General features: G+C 68.4%; 13 protein-coding genes and 1 pseudogene. 4 read left to right on the plus strand and 10 right to left on the minus strand.

From position 1 onward, the window contains the following. The first annotated feature begins 64 nt into the window (after positions 1 to 64). Entirely contained in the window at positions 65 to 697 is a 633-nt protein-coding gene (locus L3V85_RS36190; protein WP_237677348.1) for a dihydrofolate reductase family protein, read from the plus strand. A gap of 71 nt (positions 698 to 768) precedes the next feature. Here the strand turns inward: L3V85_RS36190 and L3V85_RS36195 are convergent, their stop codons facing one another. The 9 genes and pseudogenes from L3V85_RS36195 to L3V85_RS36235 all read right to left on the minus strand — a co-directional run bounded on the left by L3V85_RS36195 (position 769) and on the right by L3V85_RS36235 (position 11282). Then, positions 769 to 1941: a CMD domain-containing protein gene (locus tag L3V85_RS36195; protein ID WP_237677349.1), complete on the minus strand. Its 1173-nt coding sequence runs from the start codon at positions 1939 to 1941 to the stop codon at positions 769 to 771. Next, entirely contained in the window at positions 1934 to 3253 is a 1320-nt protein-coding gene (locus L3V85_RS36200) for an acyl-CoA thioester hydrolase/BAAT C-terminal domain-containing protein (protein ID WP_237677350.1), read from the minus strand. The genes L3V85_RS36195 and L3V85_RS36200 overlap by 8 nt, the downstream gene beginning before the upstream one ends. A 10-nt stretch (positions 3254 to 3263) precedes the next feature. Then, positions 3264 to 4829, minus strand: a complete 1566-nt coding sequence (locus L3V85_RS36205) for an ABC transporter substrate-binding protein (RefSeq protein ID WP_237677351.1) — start codon at positions 4827 to 4829, stop codon at positions 3264 to 3266. Between the two features lie 34 nt (positions 4830 to 4863). Next, complete coding sequence (locus L3V85_RS36210) at positions 4864 to 5862, minus strand: ABC transporter ATP-binding protein (protein ID WP_237680718.1); 999 nt, start codon at positions 5860 to 5862, stop codon at positions 4864 to 4866. 75 nt (positions 5863 to 5937) lie between these two features. Continuing rightward, a pseudogene (locus L3V85_RS36215) lies at positions 5938 to 6930 on the minus strand (ABC transporter ATP-binding protein); the annotation flags it as partial. Further along, a complete protein-coding gene (locus L3V85_RS36220; protein ID WP_237677352.1) occupies positions 6927 to 7826 on the minus strand; it encodes an ABC transporter permease in 900 nt (299 codons plus the stop codon). The pseudogene L3V85_RS36215 and the gene L3V85_RS36220, both read right to left, overlap by 4 nt. Next, positions 7823 to 8797: an ABC transporter permease gene (locus L3V85_RS36225; protein ID WP_237677353.1), complete on the minus strand. Its 975-nt coding sequence runs from the start codon at positions 8795 to 8797 to the stop codon at positions 7823 to 7825. The genes L3V85_RS36220 and L3V85_RS36225 overlap by 4 nt, the downstream gene beginning before the upstream one ends. Further along, positions 8794 to 10284, minus strand: a complete 1491-nt coding sequence (locus tag L3V85_RS36230; protein ID WP_237677354.1) for a flavin-containing monooxygenase — start codon at positions 10282 to 10284, stop codon at positions 8794 to 8796. The genes L3V85_RS36225 and L3V85_RS36230 overlap by 4 nt, the downstream gene beginning before the upstream one ends. Before the next feature lie 8 nt (positions 10285 to 10292). Further along, entirely contained in the window at positions 10293 to 11282 is a 990-nt protein-coding gene (locus L3V85_RS36235; RefSeq protein WP_237677355.1) for a LysR family transcriptional regulator, read from the minus strand. A 145-nt stretch (positions 11283 to 11427) separates the two neighbouring features. Here L3V85_RS36235 and L3V85_RS36240 point away from each other — a divergent pair, with 145 nt between their 5' ends. The 3 genes from L3V85_RS36240 to L3V85_RS36250 all read left to right on the plus strand — a co-directional run bounded on the left by L3V85_RS36240 (position 11428) and on the right by L3V85_RS36250 (position 15518). After that, positions 11428 to 11838 carry a nuclear transport factor 2 family protein gene (locus L3V85_RS36240; RefSeq protein WP_237677356.1) on the plus strand — a complete coding sequence of 137 codons (411 nt, stop codon included), beginning with the start codon at positions 11428 to 11430 and terminating at the stop codon, positions 11836 to 11838. Between the two features lie 463 nt (positions 11839 to 12301). Next, the gene (locus L3V85_RS36245) at positions 12302 to 13264 is read left to right on the plus strand and encodes a ThuA domain-containing protein (RefSeq protein WP_237677357.1); all 963 of its coding nucleotides are present in this window, start codon (positions 12302 to 12304) and stop codon (positions 13262 to 13264) included. A 31-nt stretch (positions 13265 to 13295) separates the two neighbouring features. After that, a complete protein-coding gene (locus tag L3V85_RS36250; protein WP_237677358.1) occupies positions 13296 to 15518 on the plus strand; it encodes a PQQ-binding-like beta-propeller repeat protein in 2223 nt (740 codons plus the stop codon). An 82-nt stretch (positions 15519 to 15600) separates the two neighbouring features. Here L3V85_RS36250 and L3V85_RS36255 read toward each other — a convergent pair whose 3' ends face one another. Next, positions 15601 to 17013, minus strand: a complete 1413-nt coding sequence (locus L3V85_RS36255; RefSeq protein WP_237677359.1) for an ELWxxDGT repeat protein — start codon at positions 17011 to 17013, stop codon at positions 15601 to 15603. Positions 17014 to 17020: the final 7 nt, after the last annotated feature.

Here is a 17020-nt window from a genome sequence, read left to right on the forward strand (position 1 = left end):
GCGTCCATTTTGGGTATATATTTGTGTACACCGTACACAAGGGCAGTTGCTGCAAAGGAAAGCCATGAGCAAGGTATTCGTCAACATCGGACTCAGCCTCGACGGCTACATGGCCCCGGAAGGAATGACCATGGGCAAGCCCGAATACAAGAACTGGGGCGCGAAGTGGGGTGCGCTGATGGCCTGGCTGCTCAATCAGCAGTACTTTCGCGAGAACCTCCTGAAGCTCGGGCCCGGGGGAGAGACCGGCCCTATCAACGACCTGGTTCGCAGCACGGTCGAGCGCATCGGTGCCAACATCATGGGCAAGCGAATGTTCGATCAGGGCGAGATCGCCTGGCCGGAGGACGCCCCGTTTCACACGCCGGTCTACGTCCTCACCCATGAAAAACGCGACCCTTGGGTGCGCCCCGGCGGGACGACTTTCTACTTTGTCAACGACGGGCCTGAACGGGCCCTGGAGCTGGCGCGAGAGTCCGCAGGCAGTCGCGACATCCGCATCGCGGGCGGGGCGGATGTGATCCAGCAGTACCTGAACCTGGGTGTGGTCGACGAACTGGAGATTGCACTGGCACCCGTGGTGTTCGGCGGCGGGCGGCGTCTTTTCGAGAACCTGCGAGAGTCCGCGCCGCAGTTTCGCATCGACAGGGTGCTTGATGGTTCGGCCGCCACGCACCTGCGCTATGTGCGCCAGTGAGGGTGAACCGGCAGCCGGCTTCAGCCAGGCCGCCGCCGCAGCGGCTTCGCCCTGGTCGAGCGTGGCCGTGCTCAGTCGCGCGCGGGAAACACCGGCTCGCCGAGGTTGAGCATCAGCCGGTTGGCCCAGGCGAAGATCGCCACCGCATGGATGGTGTCCAGGATCTCGAGGTGGGTCAGGCCGGCGGCACGCACGGCGTGCAGCTGCTCCGCGCCGAAGGCGGCCGGGTTGCGCGTGAGCGCGATCGACAGCTGCACGATGGCGCGTTCGCGCGCCGTGGTGCCCGCGGTTTCCGGCTCGGTGAACACCTGCGCGATCACGTCGTTGCGCCGCGCCAGTTGCTCGAAGCGCTGCGCATGCACCGAAGCGCAGTACACGCAGCCGTTGATGCGCGACACCACCGCGCTCGCCAGTTCGCGCTCGGCGCGCGACAGGCCGCCGGGCGCATACATGATGGCGTTGAACACTGTCGCGCGCTCCTGCAGGATGCGCGGCTGGTGCACCAGCAGCAGGTAGTAGTCGGAGCTGCGCGCCTTCGGGTGGCTGCTGTCCAGCACCCGCACCTGTTCGGCCGAGGCCTGCGCCAGGTCGATCACCGGCAGCCACGCTTTCCAGCCCAGCGTTTCACTGGTGTAGCCGTTGATGCGCAGCGGCTCGCCGGGCGGCGGCAGGTTGGCCGGGTGGACGAAGGGGGCCGTGTTCTCTTCCACCGCCGTGGCCACGCTGTCGCCGCCGAGCGCAGCCAGCGCCTGCAGGCCGGCGACCACGCGCACCTGGTAGGCGACGAAGGCGATCAGCTGCGCCAGCGCCACGGCCTCCGGTGTCGCCAGCCCGGCGGCCGGCAGCTTGAGCAAGGCCTCGCGGTCGCCCTCGACCGGACGATCGGTCAGCGTGCGCGTGAATGCGAGCACGGCCTGCAGCCGCGGATCGGCGTCGAGCGATTCGACCGGGGCGCCATCGGCCGCCGCCTGCTGCGCCGCGCTCAGCGGCGCCAGCGCATCGAGCCGCGCGCGGTAGTGCGCCTGCAGCGCAGCGCTGCCCGCGCTGCGCGCGATGGCATGGGCCGCGAGCAGCCGCTCGACCAGCGGCGGCCCCGACAGCGCCGGGTCGAACAGGGCCTCGTAGCTGCCCTGCGTGGCGGCCACCACCTTGTCGCGCTGGTGGCGCACCGCATGAACGGCGCTGCCTTCGGCGAGCGGCACGGAAGCGTCGACGAGGTCGACGGAAAGTTGCGAATCAGTCATGGGTTGTGTCTCCGGAAGATGCGGTGCGCGCGGCCACGGCCTGCTGCAGGAAGCGAAGCACGCCCTGCCAGGAAGCCTCGTCCGCATGCGCGTTGTTCGCGGGCGTGCCGCCCGATGTGCTGCGCCGGCCCGACACCGGATGCGCATAGCCGAGCTGCGTGGTCGGCACGTACGGGAACAGGATCGAATGGCCCGCGCCCTCGAAATCGAGGTGCTCCACGGCGTGCGGATGCTCGAACTGCGCGAGGCGTTCGGTCACCATGCGGCTGTAGAGGCTCGACGGCCAGGAGCCGTCGTCGGTCGCCGACAGCAGCATCACCGGCCCGCGGATCTGTTCGACACGGATGCGCGCGCGCTCGACCGCCTCGGGGTCTTGCAACGCAGTCCGCAGCGCATCGGCGTGGCGGCGCGGCTCGGGACCTTCGTCCCATGGCGCCCAGGTCGCGGTACGGTTGTTTTCCCACACATGCGGCAGCGGCTGCCCGCGGAATATCCAGGCCGGTCCCTCGCGGCCGAGCGATGGGTCGCAGGCGTTCTGCGCGCAATGCACCACGGCGCCGGGCACATAGCCGATCACCGCCGAGACCGATTCGGGAAACAGCGTGCCCAGCAGCAGCACCAGTTCGCCGCCGCGCGACTGGCCGCTGAGCGCGACGAAGCCGTGCGCCGGCCGCACCGTGCGATGCAGCCAGGCCAGCGCCGTTTCGAAGTACTCGAGCCGGGTGTTCGAGATGTAGTCCGACAGGCCCGGCGCCTTGAAGTAGGCGAGCGCGAAGGCCGCGTAGCCGTGCGAGGCATACAGCGCGGCGCGCGGCTCGTTGATGCCGCCGCCGGAACCGTTGAGGATCATCACGGCCGGATGCGGTCCTGGCCCCGCTGGCAGATAGAGCGTGCCGACCAGGCTCTCTTCGCGCACATCGCGGCGCGTCACGCCCTCCCCGGCCAGGCGCTGCACGAACCGGCCCTGGAGTTCGGCCGCGTCGCCGCCGCGGCGCACGCTGATGTCGGTGCGCAGCGCCGCGCCCGGCACAGCGCCGAACTGTTCGCGCGCACCGGGCGTGTCGGGCACCTGCGACCAGACCAGGCCCATGGCCGATACGCCTTCGTAGCTGCTGCCGGCGACCGGCGCGTCGCGCTGCAGGTCGACCGTGCCGCTGGCGTCGGCCACGAAGCGCGCCGACGCGCGCCACGGCACGCCGCGCCCACGCTGCGTGCAGCTGGCGATCTCGATCTGCTCGCCCGGCGCCAGGCCATCGACCGCGATGCGCCGGGGCACGTCGATGAGCGCGTCTTCAGGCGTGATGCTCAACATGCGCGCGCCCTCACTTGACGGGCGTGACCTGCATCGCCGTCGTACGGTCGCTCAGCAGCGGCACGACCTTCAGGCCCTTCTTGGCGGCCCAGATGTTCTGGTAGTGGTAGAGCGGGATCTGGCCCACGTCGTCGGTCACCAGCTTGGCGGCGTGGCGGAAGATGGCTTCGCGGCGCTTGGCATCGAACTCGACGGTGGCCGCGTCCAGCGCCTTGTCGACCGACTCGTTGCTGTAGCGGCCCCAGTTGTTGGAGCCCCGTCCGCGCTTGGCGTCGGGCGTGGTCAGCGTCTGCAGCAGGCCGTAGCCCGCCTCGCCGGTGCCGTTGCCCCAGGCGATCACGCTGACCGCATATTCGTTCTTGTTGGCGCGGCCCGAGTACACGGCCCACGGCACCACCTCGACCTTGGTCTTCACGCCGATGCGGCTCCAGAACTGCGCCACGGCCTGCACCGTCTCGGGCGCCTGCGGGTAGCGGTCGCCCGGCACGTGGATCGCAATCTGGAAGCCCTGCGGGAAACCGGCCTCGGCCAGCAGCTTCTTGGCCTGCTCGGCGTTGTAGGCGATGTCCTTGACGTCGGGGTTGTAGCCGAAGCTGCCCTTGGGCATCCACTGGTTGGCCTCGGTCACCGTGCCCTGCAGCACGCGATCGACGATGGCCTTGCGGTTGATGGCCAGCGACAGCGCCTGGCGCACCCTCACGTCGAGCAGCGGGTTCTTCTCGAGCGGCTTGCCCGCGTTGTCGGTGATGAATTCATTGGGACCGGCCTTGAAGGTCGGCTGCAGCAGCAGCACGCGCAGGCCCGGGTAGGTGTACACGCTGACCTTCGGGTCCTTGCGCAGCTTCTCCACATCGGTCACCGCGACCTTGTCGATCACGTCCACGTCGCCGGCCAGCAGCGCGGCGGTGCGTGCCGCGCCGTTGTTGATGAAGCGGTAGTTGACCTTTTCCCACAGCGGCTTGGGGCCGTAGTAGCCCGGGTTGCGCTCGAACACCGTGCGGTCGCCCGGCACGTACGAGACGAACTTGTAGGGGCCGGTGCCGACCACGGCGCGGCCCGCGTTGTAGTCCTCGGTCTTCGACTTCTCGCCGACGTGCTTGCTCACGATGTAGATCGAGGCGATCTCCAGCGGCAGCATCGGGTTGGGCGTGTTGGTCTTGACGATCAGCGTGGCCGGGTCCTTGGCCGTGACCGACTCCACCGTGCGCAGCGCGCCCGAGTAAGAGGCCACGCTGCCGGGCACGTTGCGCGAGCGCTGGAAGGAAAACACGATGTCGTCCGCAGAAAAGGGCGTGCCGTCCTGCCACTTGATGTCGGTGCGCAGCTTGAATTCCCAGGTCTTGTCGTCAAGCGCTTTCCAGCTCGATGCGAGCGCGGGCTCCAGCTTGCCGCCGTCGCGCGAATTGATGATCGAGTCCCAGAAATGCAGCGCGAGCGAACGGTCGCCCGCATGGTTGTTGAGCTCGGGGTCGACCGAGGAGACCGGGTCGGCGAAGCCGATGGACAGCGTCTGGGCGGAGGCGGAGACGCCGGTGGCCAGCAGCGCGGCGGCAACGATGGGAAGCAGGCGGTTCATGAAGATCCTTTGAGGAAGACGGTGAAGCAGGAGGTCAGTTCGTGTCGTAAAGGTGGCAGGCCGTGGCATGCCGGATCGCGATGCCGCGCAGCCGCGGCACCTCGGTGCGGCAGCGCGGCATCGCCTGCGGACATCGCGGGTGAAAGTGGCAGCCCGAGGGCGGTGCGATCGGGCTCGGAATCTCGCCGCGGATCGCGCTGAAGGTGGTGCCCCGCGCGTCGATGCTCGGAATCTCGGCCAGCAGCGCCTGCGTGTACGGATGGGCCGGCCGCGCGAAAAGATCGGCCACCGGCGCGCTCTCGACCACGCGGCCGAGGTACATCACGACCACGCGGTCGCACAAATGCTCGATCACGCCCAGGTCGTGGCTGATGAAGAGGTACGCCAACCCGAGCTGGTCGCGCAGGTCCATGAAGAGGTTGAGGATCTGCGCCTGGATCGACACGTCCAGCGCCGCCACGGCCTCGTCGCACACCAGCATCGAAGGCTGCACCGCGAGCGCCCGTGCGATGCCGATGCGCTGGCGCTGGCCGCCGCTGAACTGATGCGGGTAGCGATGGCGCAGCGCGGGGTCGAGCCCGGCACGCTCCAGCTGGGCGCACACGTAGTCGTCCTGCCCGGCCGCGTCGGTCAGGCCGTGCAGCATCGCGGCCTCGCCCACGATGCGCGAGACGCGCAGGCGCGGGTTCAGGCTCGCATACGGGTCTTGAAAGACCATCTGGATGCGCAGCCGCGCCGCAAGCTGTTCCTGCGCCGAAAGGCTCGCCACCGGCTTGCCGCCGACGATCACTTCGCCCTCCGTGGGCGTCAGCAGCCCGGCGGCGATGCGGCCCAGCGTCGACTTGCCGCAGCCCGATTCGCCGACCAGGCCGACCACCTCGCCGGGTCGCACGGAAAGGTCGACCACATCGACCGCATGCGTGACCACCGGCGGCTTGCTCAGGCCGACGCTGCGCAGCGCACGGCCGACCGCACCGGGCGGCAGCGTGGCGCCGAAGCGCTGCGCGACCTGGCGCAGTTCGATCAGCGGCACGTCTTGTTCCTGCGCGGCAACGCGCGCCGCGGCGGGTGGTGCGGCCGGCACCGCGGGCACGGGCTTGTCGCGCTGCGGATGAAAGCAGCGCACCTCATGCCAGGGGGCATCGTGCCTCGGGCGGGACACCTCGGGTCGCTGCTGCTCGCAGGCCGCGTCCGCATGCGGGCAGCGCGGCGCAAAGGCGCAGCCGGCCGGCATCTTCAGCAGGCTCGGCGTCATGCCCTGGATTTGCCGCAGCCGCGCGCCGCGTTCGTTCGCGCTCGGCAGGCTGTCGATCAGCCCGCGCGTGTACGGATGCTGCGGATGGTCGAGCACGTCGGCCACCGTGCCGTGCTCGACGATGCGCCCGGCATACATCACGGCGATCTCGTCGGCCAGGCTCGCCACCACGGAGAGGTCGTGGCTGATCCAGATCAGCGAGGTGCCGGTCTCGCGCACCAGCTTCTGCACTTCCGAGAGGATCTGCGCCTGGATCGTCACGTCCAGCGCGGTGGTCGGCTCGTCCGCAATGATCAGGTCGGGCCCGTGCAGCATCGCAATGGCAATTGCCACGCGCTGGCGCATGCCGCCCGAGAGCTGGTGCGGATAGGCGCGCAGCCGCTCCTCCGGGCTCGGGATGCCCATCAGCCCCAGCGTGTCGCGCGCATGGCGGCGTGCTTCTTCGGTGGAGACGCGCTTGTGCGCCTTCACCGCCTCGATCATCTGCGTGTCGACCCGCAGCACCGGGTTGAGCGTGGCCATCGGGTCCTGGAAGATCATCGCGATGCGGTTGCCCCGCAGTTCGCGCCGCTCGATCGCAGGCAGCTGCGTGAGTTCGCGGCCCTGGAACAGCACCTGGCCGCCCTCGACTTTTCCCGGCGGATCGACCAGGCCCATGATCGAGAAACCCGTGACCGACTTGCCCGAGCCCGACTCGCCCACCAGCCCCAGCACCTTGCCGCGCCCCAGCGTAAAGGACACGCCGTCGACCACCGGCAGCACGCCGGCGCGCGTGTGAAAGCGCGTCTGCAGGTTGCGCACCTCGAGCGTCGGCACCTCGAGGTCTTGCACGGGAACGGCGCTCATTTCTGCAACCTCGGGTTGAGCACGTCGCGCAACTGGTCACCGACAAGGTTGATCGCGACGATGGCGGCCAGCAGGGCGACGCCGGGGAAGAAGCTGATCCAGTATTCGTTGGACAGCAGGTATTGGTAGCCGTTGGAGATCAGCAGCCCGAGCGAGGGCTCGGTGATCGGCACGCCCAGCCCCAGGAAGGACAGCGTGGCTTCCAGCGTGATGGCGCGCGCGATCTGCAGCGCGCCGATCACCAGCAGCGGCGGCAGGCAGTTCGGCAGGATGTGGCCGGTGACGATGCGCCAGCGCGGGATGCCCTGCCCCTGCGCCGCATCCACATATTCGCGCCGCGCCTCGACCAATGCCTGGCCGCGGGCGGTGCGCGCGTAGTAGGCCCATTCGAGCAGCACCAGCGTGAGCATCACGTTGCCCACGCCCTTGCCGACATAGGCCAGGATCATCAGCGCCATCAGGATGGTCGGGAAGGACAGCAGCAGGTCGACCAGGCGCATGAGCAGCGCGTCAACCTTGCCGCCGGCATAGGCGGCAATCAGGCCGACCAGCGTGCCGACCACCGCGGCGATCAGCGCCGAGCCCACGCCCACCGTCAGGCTGATGCGCAGCCCGTAGACGATGGCCGAGTACAGGTCGCGGCCCTGCCCGTCGGTGCCGAGCCAGTAGGTGTAGCCGCCCTCGCTGCTGTGCGAGCCCGGCGGCAGGCGCGCGTCGAGCACGTCCAGCTGCAGCAGGTCGTAGGGGTTCTGCGGCGTGATCCACGGCGCGAGCAGCGCGGCCAGCACCACGATGCCGAGCACCACCAGCCCGCCGATGGCGATGCGCGAATGCAGGAAGTCGGCGGCCACGCGCCACCAGATCGAGCGCTCGTCGTAGCTTTTTGCTGCGCTCATTTCGCGCCTTCCAGCCGCACGCGCGGGTCGAGCAGTTTGTAGAGCAGGTCGACGATGAGGTTCAGCGTCACGAAGATCACGACGACCACCATCAGGTAGGCCACCACCACGGGCCGGTCGAGCGAGTTGATGCTGTCGAGGATCAGCTTGCCGGCGCCCGGCCAGGCGAAGATGCTCTCGGTGACCACCGCATAGGCGATGGTCGCGCCCAGCTCCAGTCCCAGCACCGTGACCAGCGGGATCATGGTGTTGCGCATCACGTGCATCAGCACCACGCGCGTGGGCGTCAGGCCCTTGGCGCGTGCGAACTTCACGTAGTCCTGCGGCAGCACTTCGCGCACGCCGGCGCGCGTGAGCCGCAGCACCAGCGAGATCTTGAACAGCGCCAGGTTGAAGGCCGGCAGCAGCAGGTGCTGCCAGCCGTCGAGCGTGAGCCAGGACCACTGCACGCCGAACAGTTCGCGCGTGGCGCCGCGCCCGCTCGCGGGCAGCCAGCCGAGCTGCACGCTGAACACCATGATCAGCATCAGCGCGACCCAGAAGGCCGGCAGCGAGAAGCCGACGATGCTGGTGGCCATCAGCGTGCGCGACACCGGGTGCTCGGGCTTCATGCCCGCGAAGAGCCCCAGCGGCACGCCCACCACGATCGCCATCAGCAGCGCCGCGAAGGCCAGCTCCATGGTGGCCGGCAGGCGCTGCAGGATCAGGCGCACGGCGTCTTCCTGGTAGACGAAGCTGCGACCCAGGCTGCCGTGCAGCGCGCCGTCGACGAAGGCCAGGTACTGGCGCCACAGCGGCTGGTCGAGCCCGAGCCGCGCGATGGCGGCCAGGCGCTCCTGCTGGTTCATGTCCTCGCCGATCAGGATGTCGATCGGGTTGCCGATGGCATGCAGGCCGATGAAGACGATCACCGTCATCACCACCACGACGCCCAGCGCCTGCAGCACGCGGCGCAGCAGCCAACCGGTCACGGCGCCACCTCGCGGTCGCCGGCTTCGGCGGGTTCGACGTAGGGCGGCAGCGCCGAAGGCGTCCATTCGTCGCCGTCGAGCTCGGGCTCGGCATAGCGCTGCATGGCGGCGAAGTGCTGGTCGGCGTCTTCACTCAGCAACCTGGCGGCCAGGCCGCGCGCCAGGCGCTGGGCACCGTCGGTGATCTGCGGAATGTCGCCGGCCGCGGCGCCGTGCGAGAGCGAGGCGGCGTAGTTGAAGCAGTGCACACGCTCCAGCCCGGGGCAGGCGCCCGGCGTCTTTTCCTGGAATTCGAACAGCGGGCCCAGATCGGGCGATTCGGCGAGCTCGCTGTCGGTCATGCCCTCGGGCGGCGCGAAGCGGTCTTGCCAGACACGCACCTGCGAGGAGAACGCGGCGAACTCGGGGCGCAGCGCCCAGTCGGTGCGAAAGCCCGTGCTGAAGACGACGAAGTCCGCCGCCAGCGGGCCCTGGGCCGTGTCGAGCCGCAATGCGCCGTCGGCCCGCTGCGCCGCGCCCAGCACCGGCGTGCCGAGCTGGAAATGCGCGTTCGCGTGGCGTGACACGCGCAGCGTGCTGCCGTGCGGCGGGGGCACCTGCTGCACGTTGATGTAGTGGCGAATGCGCCATTTCCATTCGTCCGGCAATTGCCAGAAGCCGTGGACCATGCCCGGGTTGCCGGCGCCCTTGCCCTTGTTGACGCGCGGCAGGTCGGCGCGGCGGATCAGCAGGTCGACGCGCGCGGCGCCGGCTTCGAGCGCGCTCGCGGCGGCATCCATCGCCGAAGCGCCGCCGCCGACCACGGCGACACGCTTGCCGCGCAGGCTCGCGGCGTCCCAGCGTTCCGAAGAGTGGGCCCAGCGATCGCGCGGCAGCGACGCCGCCCAGTCGGGCACCCAGGCGCCGCCGAGACCGTCGCGGCCGGTCGCGAGCACGACGTGGCGTGCCTGCACGCTGTAGAACTTGTCGCCGGCATCGAGATCGGCCAGGTCGAGCTGCACCACGCCGTCGGCGCGCGGCAGCACCGCCCTCACCTGCTGCCCGTTGCGCACGTCGAGGCCGAGCACGCGGCGATACCAGCGCAGGTACTCGGCCCACTGCAGGCGCGGAATCTTGTCGAGCGCGTCCCACGCCGCAAGGCCCCATTGCGCCTCGAACCAGGCGCGGAAGGTCAACGCGGGCAGGCCCAGCGCGGGGCCGGTGAGCTCCTTGGGCGAACGCAGCGTCTCCATGCGCGCGGTGGTGGCCCAGGGCCCTTCGAAGCCGGCGGGCGCGCGGTCGTAGATGCGGGCGTGCACGCCCAGGTGCGTGAGCGTGGCGAGCAGCGCAAGGCCCGCCATGCCGCCGCCGACGATGGCGACGTCCAGCAGCGCATCGCCCTGTGTCGGGTGGGGGGGCACCCAGCGCCTGGCCGGCAGGCCGAGCCATGAGAGGTCTTGCCGCAGGCGCGTTTCGAGTGCGGGCAGGCCGAGGGGTTCGTTCGTCACAAGGGCTTTCAGGAAAGGCTTTCGTCGCCTGCGGCGGCGTCGTCGCCGCCGTACAGGGTGCGCAGCAGCGCGGCGTGGGCCGACACGTCGTGCCGCACGAAATGCGGCAGCGCGCTGGCGGCGGCCAGCAGGGCGTCGATCAGCGCGCGCACCGGCGCCGTGATCGGCCTGGCCTGCGGTGTGACCACGCCAAAGACGAAGGGAATATCGGTATCGAGCGGCCGCACGGCCAGGCCTTCGAGCGGCGCGCCGCAGGCGGTCAGCGGCTCCAGCACGGCCACGCCGAGCCCGGCGCGGGCCAGCGCCTGGGCGTTGACCGACGAATTGGTCTCGATCAGCGCGTCGCGCTGCGTCGGCGAATGGCCCGCGCGCGCCAGCGTGGCGTCGAGTCGGTGGCGCAGGCGGAACGGGTTGCTCATGGTGATGATGCGGCGCTGCGCCAGTGCCGCCAGCGGCACCACGTCATGCGCCGCCAGCGGATCGTTCTGCGGGAGCACGGCCACGCAGGGCATCTGCCCGATCCAGTGCACCTCCAGCCCGCGGTGCTCCAGCGGCAGGCTGCTGGCGCCGAGCTGCACCGCGCCGCTGAGGACCGCATGCACGACCTGTTCGGGCGACGCACTGCGCAGCTGGATGGGCACGGCGCCGGCCTGCGCTTCCATCTGCCGCAGCGCCTGCGGCAGCAACCCGAGCGCCAGCGCGGAGGTGGCGGCCAGCAGCAGCGGCTGTGCATTGCCGCGCGCGATCTCGGCCGCGCGCAGGTGAATCTGCTGAAGGCTGCCAAGGGCGCGGTCGACGTCTTCGTAGAGCAGAAAACCCTGCTCGGTCGGCGTCACGCGAGGACCGTGGCGGGTGAACAGCGCATAGCCGATCTCGGCTTCGAGTTCCTGCACCAGCCGGGACACCGCCGGCTGGGAGCGCGCCAGCAGCCGTGCCGCGCCAGTGACGCTACCGGTCGACATGACGGCGGCAAAAGCTTCAAGCTGACGATGTTCCATGGGTTTCAGTATCCATTTTCATCATCATGAAGCATTTAGCATGTGATTTGCAAATACTTCATCCGCATGAGCTTAGACGCGAGGCTTCTAAGCGGCGGGCGGGCAAATGGCTACGCTTGAGCTTCCGTCTGCCTGAAACATTCGCATGTCCACTGAACACACCCGCGGAATCGTCGAGCAACTCTTTGCCAAGGCCCGCACGGGCGCCGACCCGGATGAAATCGCGTCCTTGTTCGACGAGAAGGTCGATTGGCTGATCGCGGGCGACGTGGCGACGGTGCCCTGGATCGGCAGGAAAACGGGGCGGGCGGGCGTCGCGACCTTCTATCGCCAGATTCGCGAGCTGCTGGTGTCCGAGCGCTTCGAGGTGACCGGCATTCTTGTCGACGGTTCTCGCGCCGTAGTTCTGGGCTCGCTCGCTTCACGGGTCAAGCGCACGGGCAAGCTGATCGAGACGGAATTCGTCTTCGACATGGCGGTGCATGACGGCCTGATCACGCGCTATCACATGCTGGAGGACAGCTTCGCTGTCGCCCAGGCCCTGACACAGGGGTGACTTTCAGCAGCTGCGAGCTGCATCGAGGCCGCTGCGGGGCGAGCTCAAGGCCGTCCCGGTGCCTGACGACGCCCATGAAGCCATGCGCGACCTCCGGCGTGCGCACGAACACCCCTTCAACACGCGACTGAACTGAAGGGACGCGAGTCCTGGGCGCAGCCCGGACACCGACCTCGTCTTTCGACTCATTTTGAAGTGAGGGCTTTGGTCGATCTCAAAATAGGAAGGGATTTCCATTATGGAAATAATTTCCACTCAATCCTTATGATCGCCCCCGGCCAGCCCCCGCGACAGCGGAGCAGCCGGCCAGCCTCAGCAGAGCGCTCGCATGCTCTGCGCCATCGATCAGAACGAGGAGACTCCCTTGGAACTTGCCCAATCATTGACTCTCAGGCTCGCCTTGGCGGCGGCCGTGGCACTGACCGTCGCCGCATGCGGAGGAGGAAGCGGAGGCGGCGCAAGCGTGCCTTTCGCAGCCCTCTCCGCTGCGCCGGCGGCGTCGAGCAACCCGACCGCGCCCGCGGTCCAAGCGCCGGCCGAGCAGGCAGACCCGGTCGCCGAGGCCGCCGACGACAGCTTCGACACCTACTACAACGTCTGCAGGGGTACGAATCCCAAGTGCTACAACGACTGGGGCGCCTTCGCCACGACGCCGGATCGCGTGCTGGTGTACTCGCGCACGGCGGGCCCGCGCCATGCAGTGCTGGGCACGCCGATGGCCTCGGGCCTGAACCCCGTGATGAACCCGGACAACGTGATGCAGGCCGGCCTGGTGCGCATGCTGTCGGCCGAGGGCATCACCGTCGATTGGACGGAAGACGTCGCGATCCTCAGCGGCCGCATCAACAACTACAAGGCGATCATTTTCGCGAGCTCGAACCGCGACACCTTGTGGAACGGGGCGGTCAGCACCAGCCAGGACGCCGCGCGCACCGCGCTGCGCAACTACATGCGCCGCGGGGGCGGCTTCGTCGGCCTGCACAACGCTTTCGGCGCGGAATACAACTGGCCCTACTACGAAGGCCTGCTCGGCAACGCAAACTTCTACAACCACGCGCCGAACCGCGCAGGCGATGTCGAGATCGTCTCGGACGATCCCTCGACGAAGGAGGTGCCCAAGCGCTTCTCCTTCCAGGACGAGTGGTACAACCTCATGCCCTTCCCCACCAAGGTGAAGTTCCTGGCCAAGGTCGACACCTCGACGCTGAAGCCGCTGACGGCGGCTCCGCACCCCGGCCACGCGGACTTCCATCCGGTCGCCTGGTGCCAGTACTACGACGGCGGCCGCGCATGGCTCACGACCCTCGGGCACAACGCCCACTCGTTCACCGCCGACCTGCAGGGCGTCGGCGCCATCGAGTTCCAGAAGCTCGTCATCCAGGGCGTCAAGTCGGCGATGGGCCTGACGCCTTTTTGCACCGAGTAACGCCCAAGAACCGTTCACGGGGTAGATATCCATGAAGCAAAAATCATTGGTCACGCTGCTGGTCTCCTGCGGCGTGCTCGCATCGCCGTTGCTGATCAGCGCCTGTGGCGGCTCGAGCGGCGACGGCGCCCCCTTCCTGCCGGTGGCGCCGGCCCCCGCGCCGCCGCCGGCATCCGGCGCGCCACCGTCAGCGTCGCCGCCGGCGGCGGCTGCGCCCGCGGCCGACCTGTCCGACTGCTGCACCGCCGGCGACAAGGACTTTCCCAAGGTGGGGGGCAATCTGGGCAACCAGAACTACTCCAGCCTGCGCAAGATCGACAAAGGCGTGATCGGCCAATTGGGCGGCGCCTGGGTCAACCAGATCGAAGGCGGCATGAACACCGGCAACAACCAGAGCACGACGGTGGTGGTCGATGGCGTCGTCTACATCGAATCCGCCGTCGGCAATGTGATCGCCGTGGATGGCAAGACCGGCCTCACGAAATGGAAATGGACCACGCCCTACGGTGCAATCACCCGCCGCGGCGTGGCTGTGGCGAAGGATCTGGGGCTGGTGTTCACCGTCGCCACCGGCAACCGGCTGGTGGCGCTGCGGACCGACACCGGCGCGATCGCATGGATCAAGCAATATCCGAGCAGCACCACCGACCCCGACTACCAGGGGTCGCTTCAGAAAGTGGCGCTCGTCTATCACGACAAGCGCCTCTACCTGGGCACCAACGACGGCAACCGCGGCGCCGCGTTCTCCGCCGATGCCCTCACCGGCAAGGTGCTGACTTCGTTCTGGGGCGTGCCTCGCGCCGGCGAGATCGGCTACGACACCTGGGGTGGCGCCGCCGAGTCCGATCGCACCGGCGCGACGCCCTGGATCCATCCGGCGGTGGACCCCGAGCTGGGTCTTGTCTACTGGACTTTCGGCAACGTGCGCGGGGGTTCGTCGCAGAACGGTTCCACGCGTCCCGGACTGAACCTGTTCGCCAATTCGATCGTCGCCCTGGACCTCAAGACCGGCGAATACAAGTGGCACTTCCAGTCGGTTCACCACGACATCTGGGACATGGACAACGTCATGTCGCCAGTGCTCGCGGACGTGAAGATCGACGGACGCGATCGCAAGGTCGTGATCTATGGCAGCAAGACCGGCATGTACTACATCCTCGATCGCAAGGACGGCAGCGCGCCGCTCGGCATCGACGAAGTGCCGGTGAAACAGGACGCCCGCCAGGCGAGCTGGCCCACGCAGCCCCTGCCGCGCCAGGGTGCCTGGACCGAGACCTGCATCGTGGACCAGCCACTGGGCACGGCGATTCCAGGCGACCCCAACCGCGCGGTGCCCAACTATGTGAAGGGCTGCCTCTATGACGCGCATTGGGACGTGCCGATACTCTCCATTCCGGGGCATGGCGGCGGAGCCAACTGGAACCACCAGTCGTACAGCCAGCGCACCGGGCTGGTCTACACGGGCATGGGTTACGTGTCGGCGGCGCATTCGCTGACCGAGGCGAGCAACGGCCTGCGCCCGCCGGGTACCTACATGACCGGCGCCGTCGTGGCCGTCGATCCCGGCACCAATCTGGTCAAGTGGAAAAAGCAGATGCCGTACTCCCTGGCGCACGGCAACGGCATCCTGACCACGGGGTCCAACCTTCTCTTCATCGGCCAGCCCGACGGCAACCTGTTGGCCATGGATGCCAATGACGGCAGCGAGCTGTGGCGCTTCCAGACGGGGGCCGCGATCAGCGCCAGCCCGATCACGTACGAGATCGACGGCGAGCAGTATGTCGCGGTGTTCTCCGGCGGCACGAGCATTCCCTATGGCGACTCGGCGCCCCGCGGCGACCGCCTGTGGGCATTCAAGGTCGGAGGCACGGTGCAACCGCCCGCAACGCCGATCCCGCCCGTCGTGCGTCGCCCGGTGTCGGGCGCGGCCGTGGAGGGCTCGGCGCTGCCCACGCCCAACACCGTGTTCCTGGCACGCGTGCAGACTGCGGCGAACGCGCCCGGAGCTGTCGAGTCGACGGCGGTCAACGCCATGACACCGACTTTCATGCGCGTGCCGGCCAACACCACGGTGACCTTCACCAACCCGGGCGGCAACTCCAACACGCATTGCGCCACCCAGTTCTTCGAAGGCCGCTTCGACTTCAGGCTGGCGCCGGGACAGTCCGCAAACCATACCTTCGACACGCCCGGCGAGTATTTCTACAACGACTGCCACAGCCCGCGACCCACCGGCAAGATCGTCGTGTACTGACGGCCTTCGTTCGGCGGCTCGCAGCAAAAAAAGCACCGGCATCCGCCGGTGCTTTTTTTTCCTCATGAGGGCGAGCGCCGGATCAGCGCAACCGCTGCTCGAGCGGGTCTCCGATCAATGCCACCCGGCCATTGCCGCGGCGTATCCACAGGCGCTCATTGCCATGACCGTCATCGGCGACAAAGAGCACCGCGTCCCCGAATGCACGAAAGCCCAACGGCATCGAATTGCGAGAACCGGCCGCGATATCGGCCACGGCGCGGGTACCGGCCGGCGAGCCGTCGCTCGTCCAGGGCTCGACGCCGGTGGCGCTTCCGCCGTTCGCGGAAAACCACAGCCGGGCTCCGATGGCCGCAAAGCGCGCAGGCGACCCGCTCTCGGCGCCTGGCACGATGTCCTTGACCAGCGTGGTCCCCTTCGCCGTGCCATCGCTGCGCCACAGTTCCGCGCCGGATACACCGTCGGTCGCGGCAAAGTACAGCCGCCCTCCCATCGCCGACAAGGGACTTGCAATGGCGCCCTCTGCTCCGGGTCGGATGTCCTTCACCAGCGTGGTGCCGGCCGTGGTGCCGTCGCTCTTCCACAGCTCGGTGCCGTGGATACCGTCGTTGGCGGCGAAGTACAGCATGCGGTCGAGCGCGATCAGGTGCGTGGGACGCGAGGATGCGTCCCCAGGCCGAATGTCCTTCACCATTCGCGTGCCCCGCTCGGTGCCATCGCTTTTCCACAACTCGGCCCCGTGCACACCGTCGTTGGCGGTGAAGTAGATGCTGTCACCCACGGCGGTCAGGCCCTGGATCTCCGCGTCCTCGATACCCGGGCGGATGTCCTTCACCATCCGCGTGTTCTCTGGCGCACCTTCGCTGACCCAGAGTTCATGGCCATGCTCGCGGGTGGTCGCGGTGAAGAACAGGCGTTTGCCGGCCACCGTGAGCTGGCGCGCGACCGCGCGAGGACCGGCGTCGATCGAGGACACGCGCGTCGTGGTCTGCGTGCTGCCCGAGGTCTTCCACACCTGGAAGCCGGTGCTGCCGTCATTGGCGACAAAGTACAGCGCGTCGCGAAACACGGTCAGCTCGCTGGGCATGGCACCCTCCTCGCCCGGCCGCAAATCGATGACGAGCGAAGTGCCCGCGGCCGTACCGTCGGTTCGCCAGAGCTCCAGACCGCTCGCGCCGTCCGTGGCCGTGAAGTAGACATGGCCACGGAACGGCGTCTGCCAGACGGGAAAAGATCCTCGGAAGCCGGGACGGATGTCCTTGAGCATCGCAGTACCGGCGATGCTGCCGTCCGTGATCCAGAGCTCCTGCCCCGATGCCACGTGGAAAGCGGAAAAAAGCACGCGTCCGCCCAGTGGCGTCAGCCCGGTGGGAGAGACGAAGGCAAGCCGCTGGCGCTGTTCGGGAAGAACTTCGCGCTCGGGATCCCGCGCGGATGCACAAGACTGGGCCAGGAGCGCAAGCGCGGCGAGCCACACGGGGCGCACGAAGCGCATCGGGGCA

The sequence above is a fragment of the Variovorax paradoxus genome (assembly GCF_022009635.1).
GTDB lineage: Bacteria > Pseudomonadota > Gammaproteobacteria > Burkholderiales > Burkholderiaceae_C > Variovorax.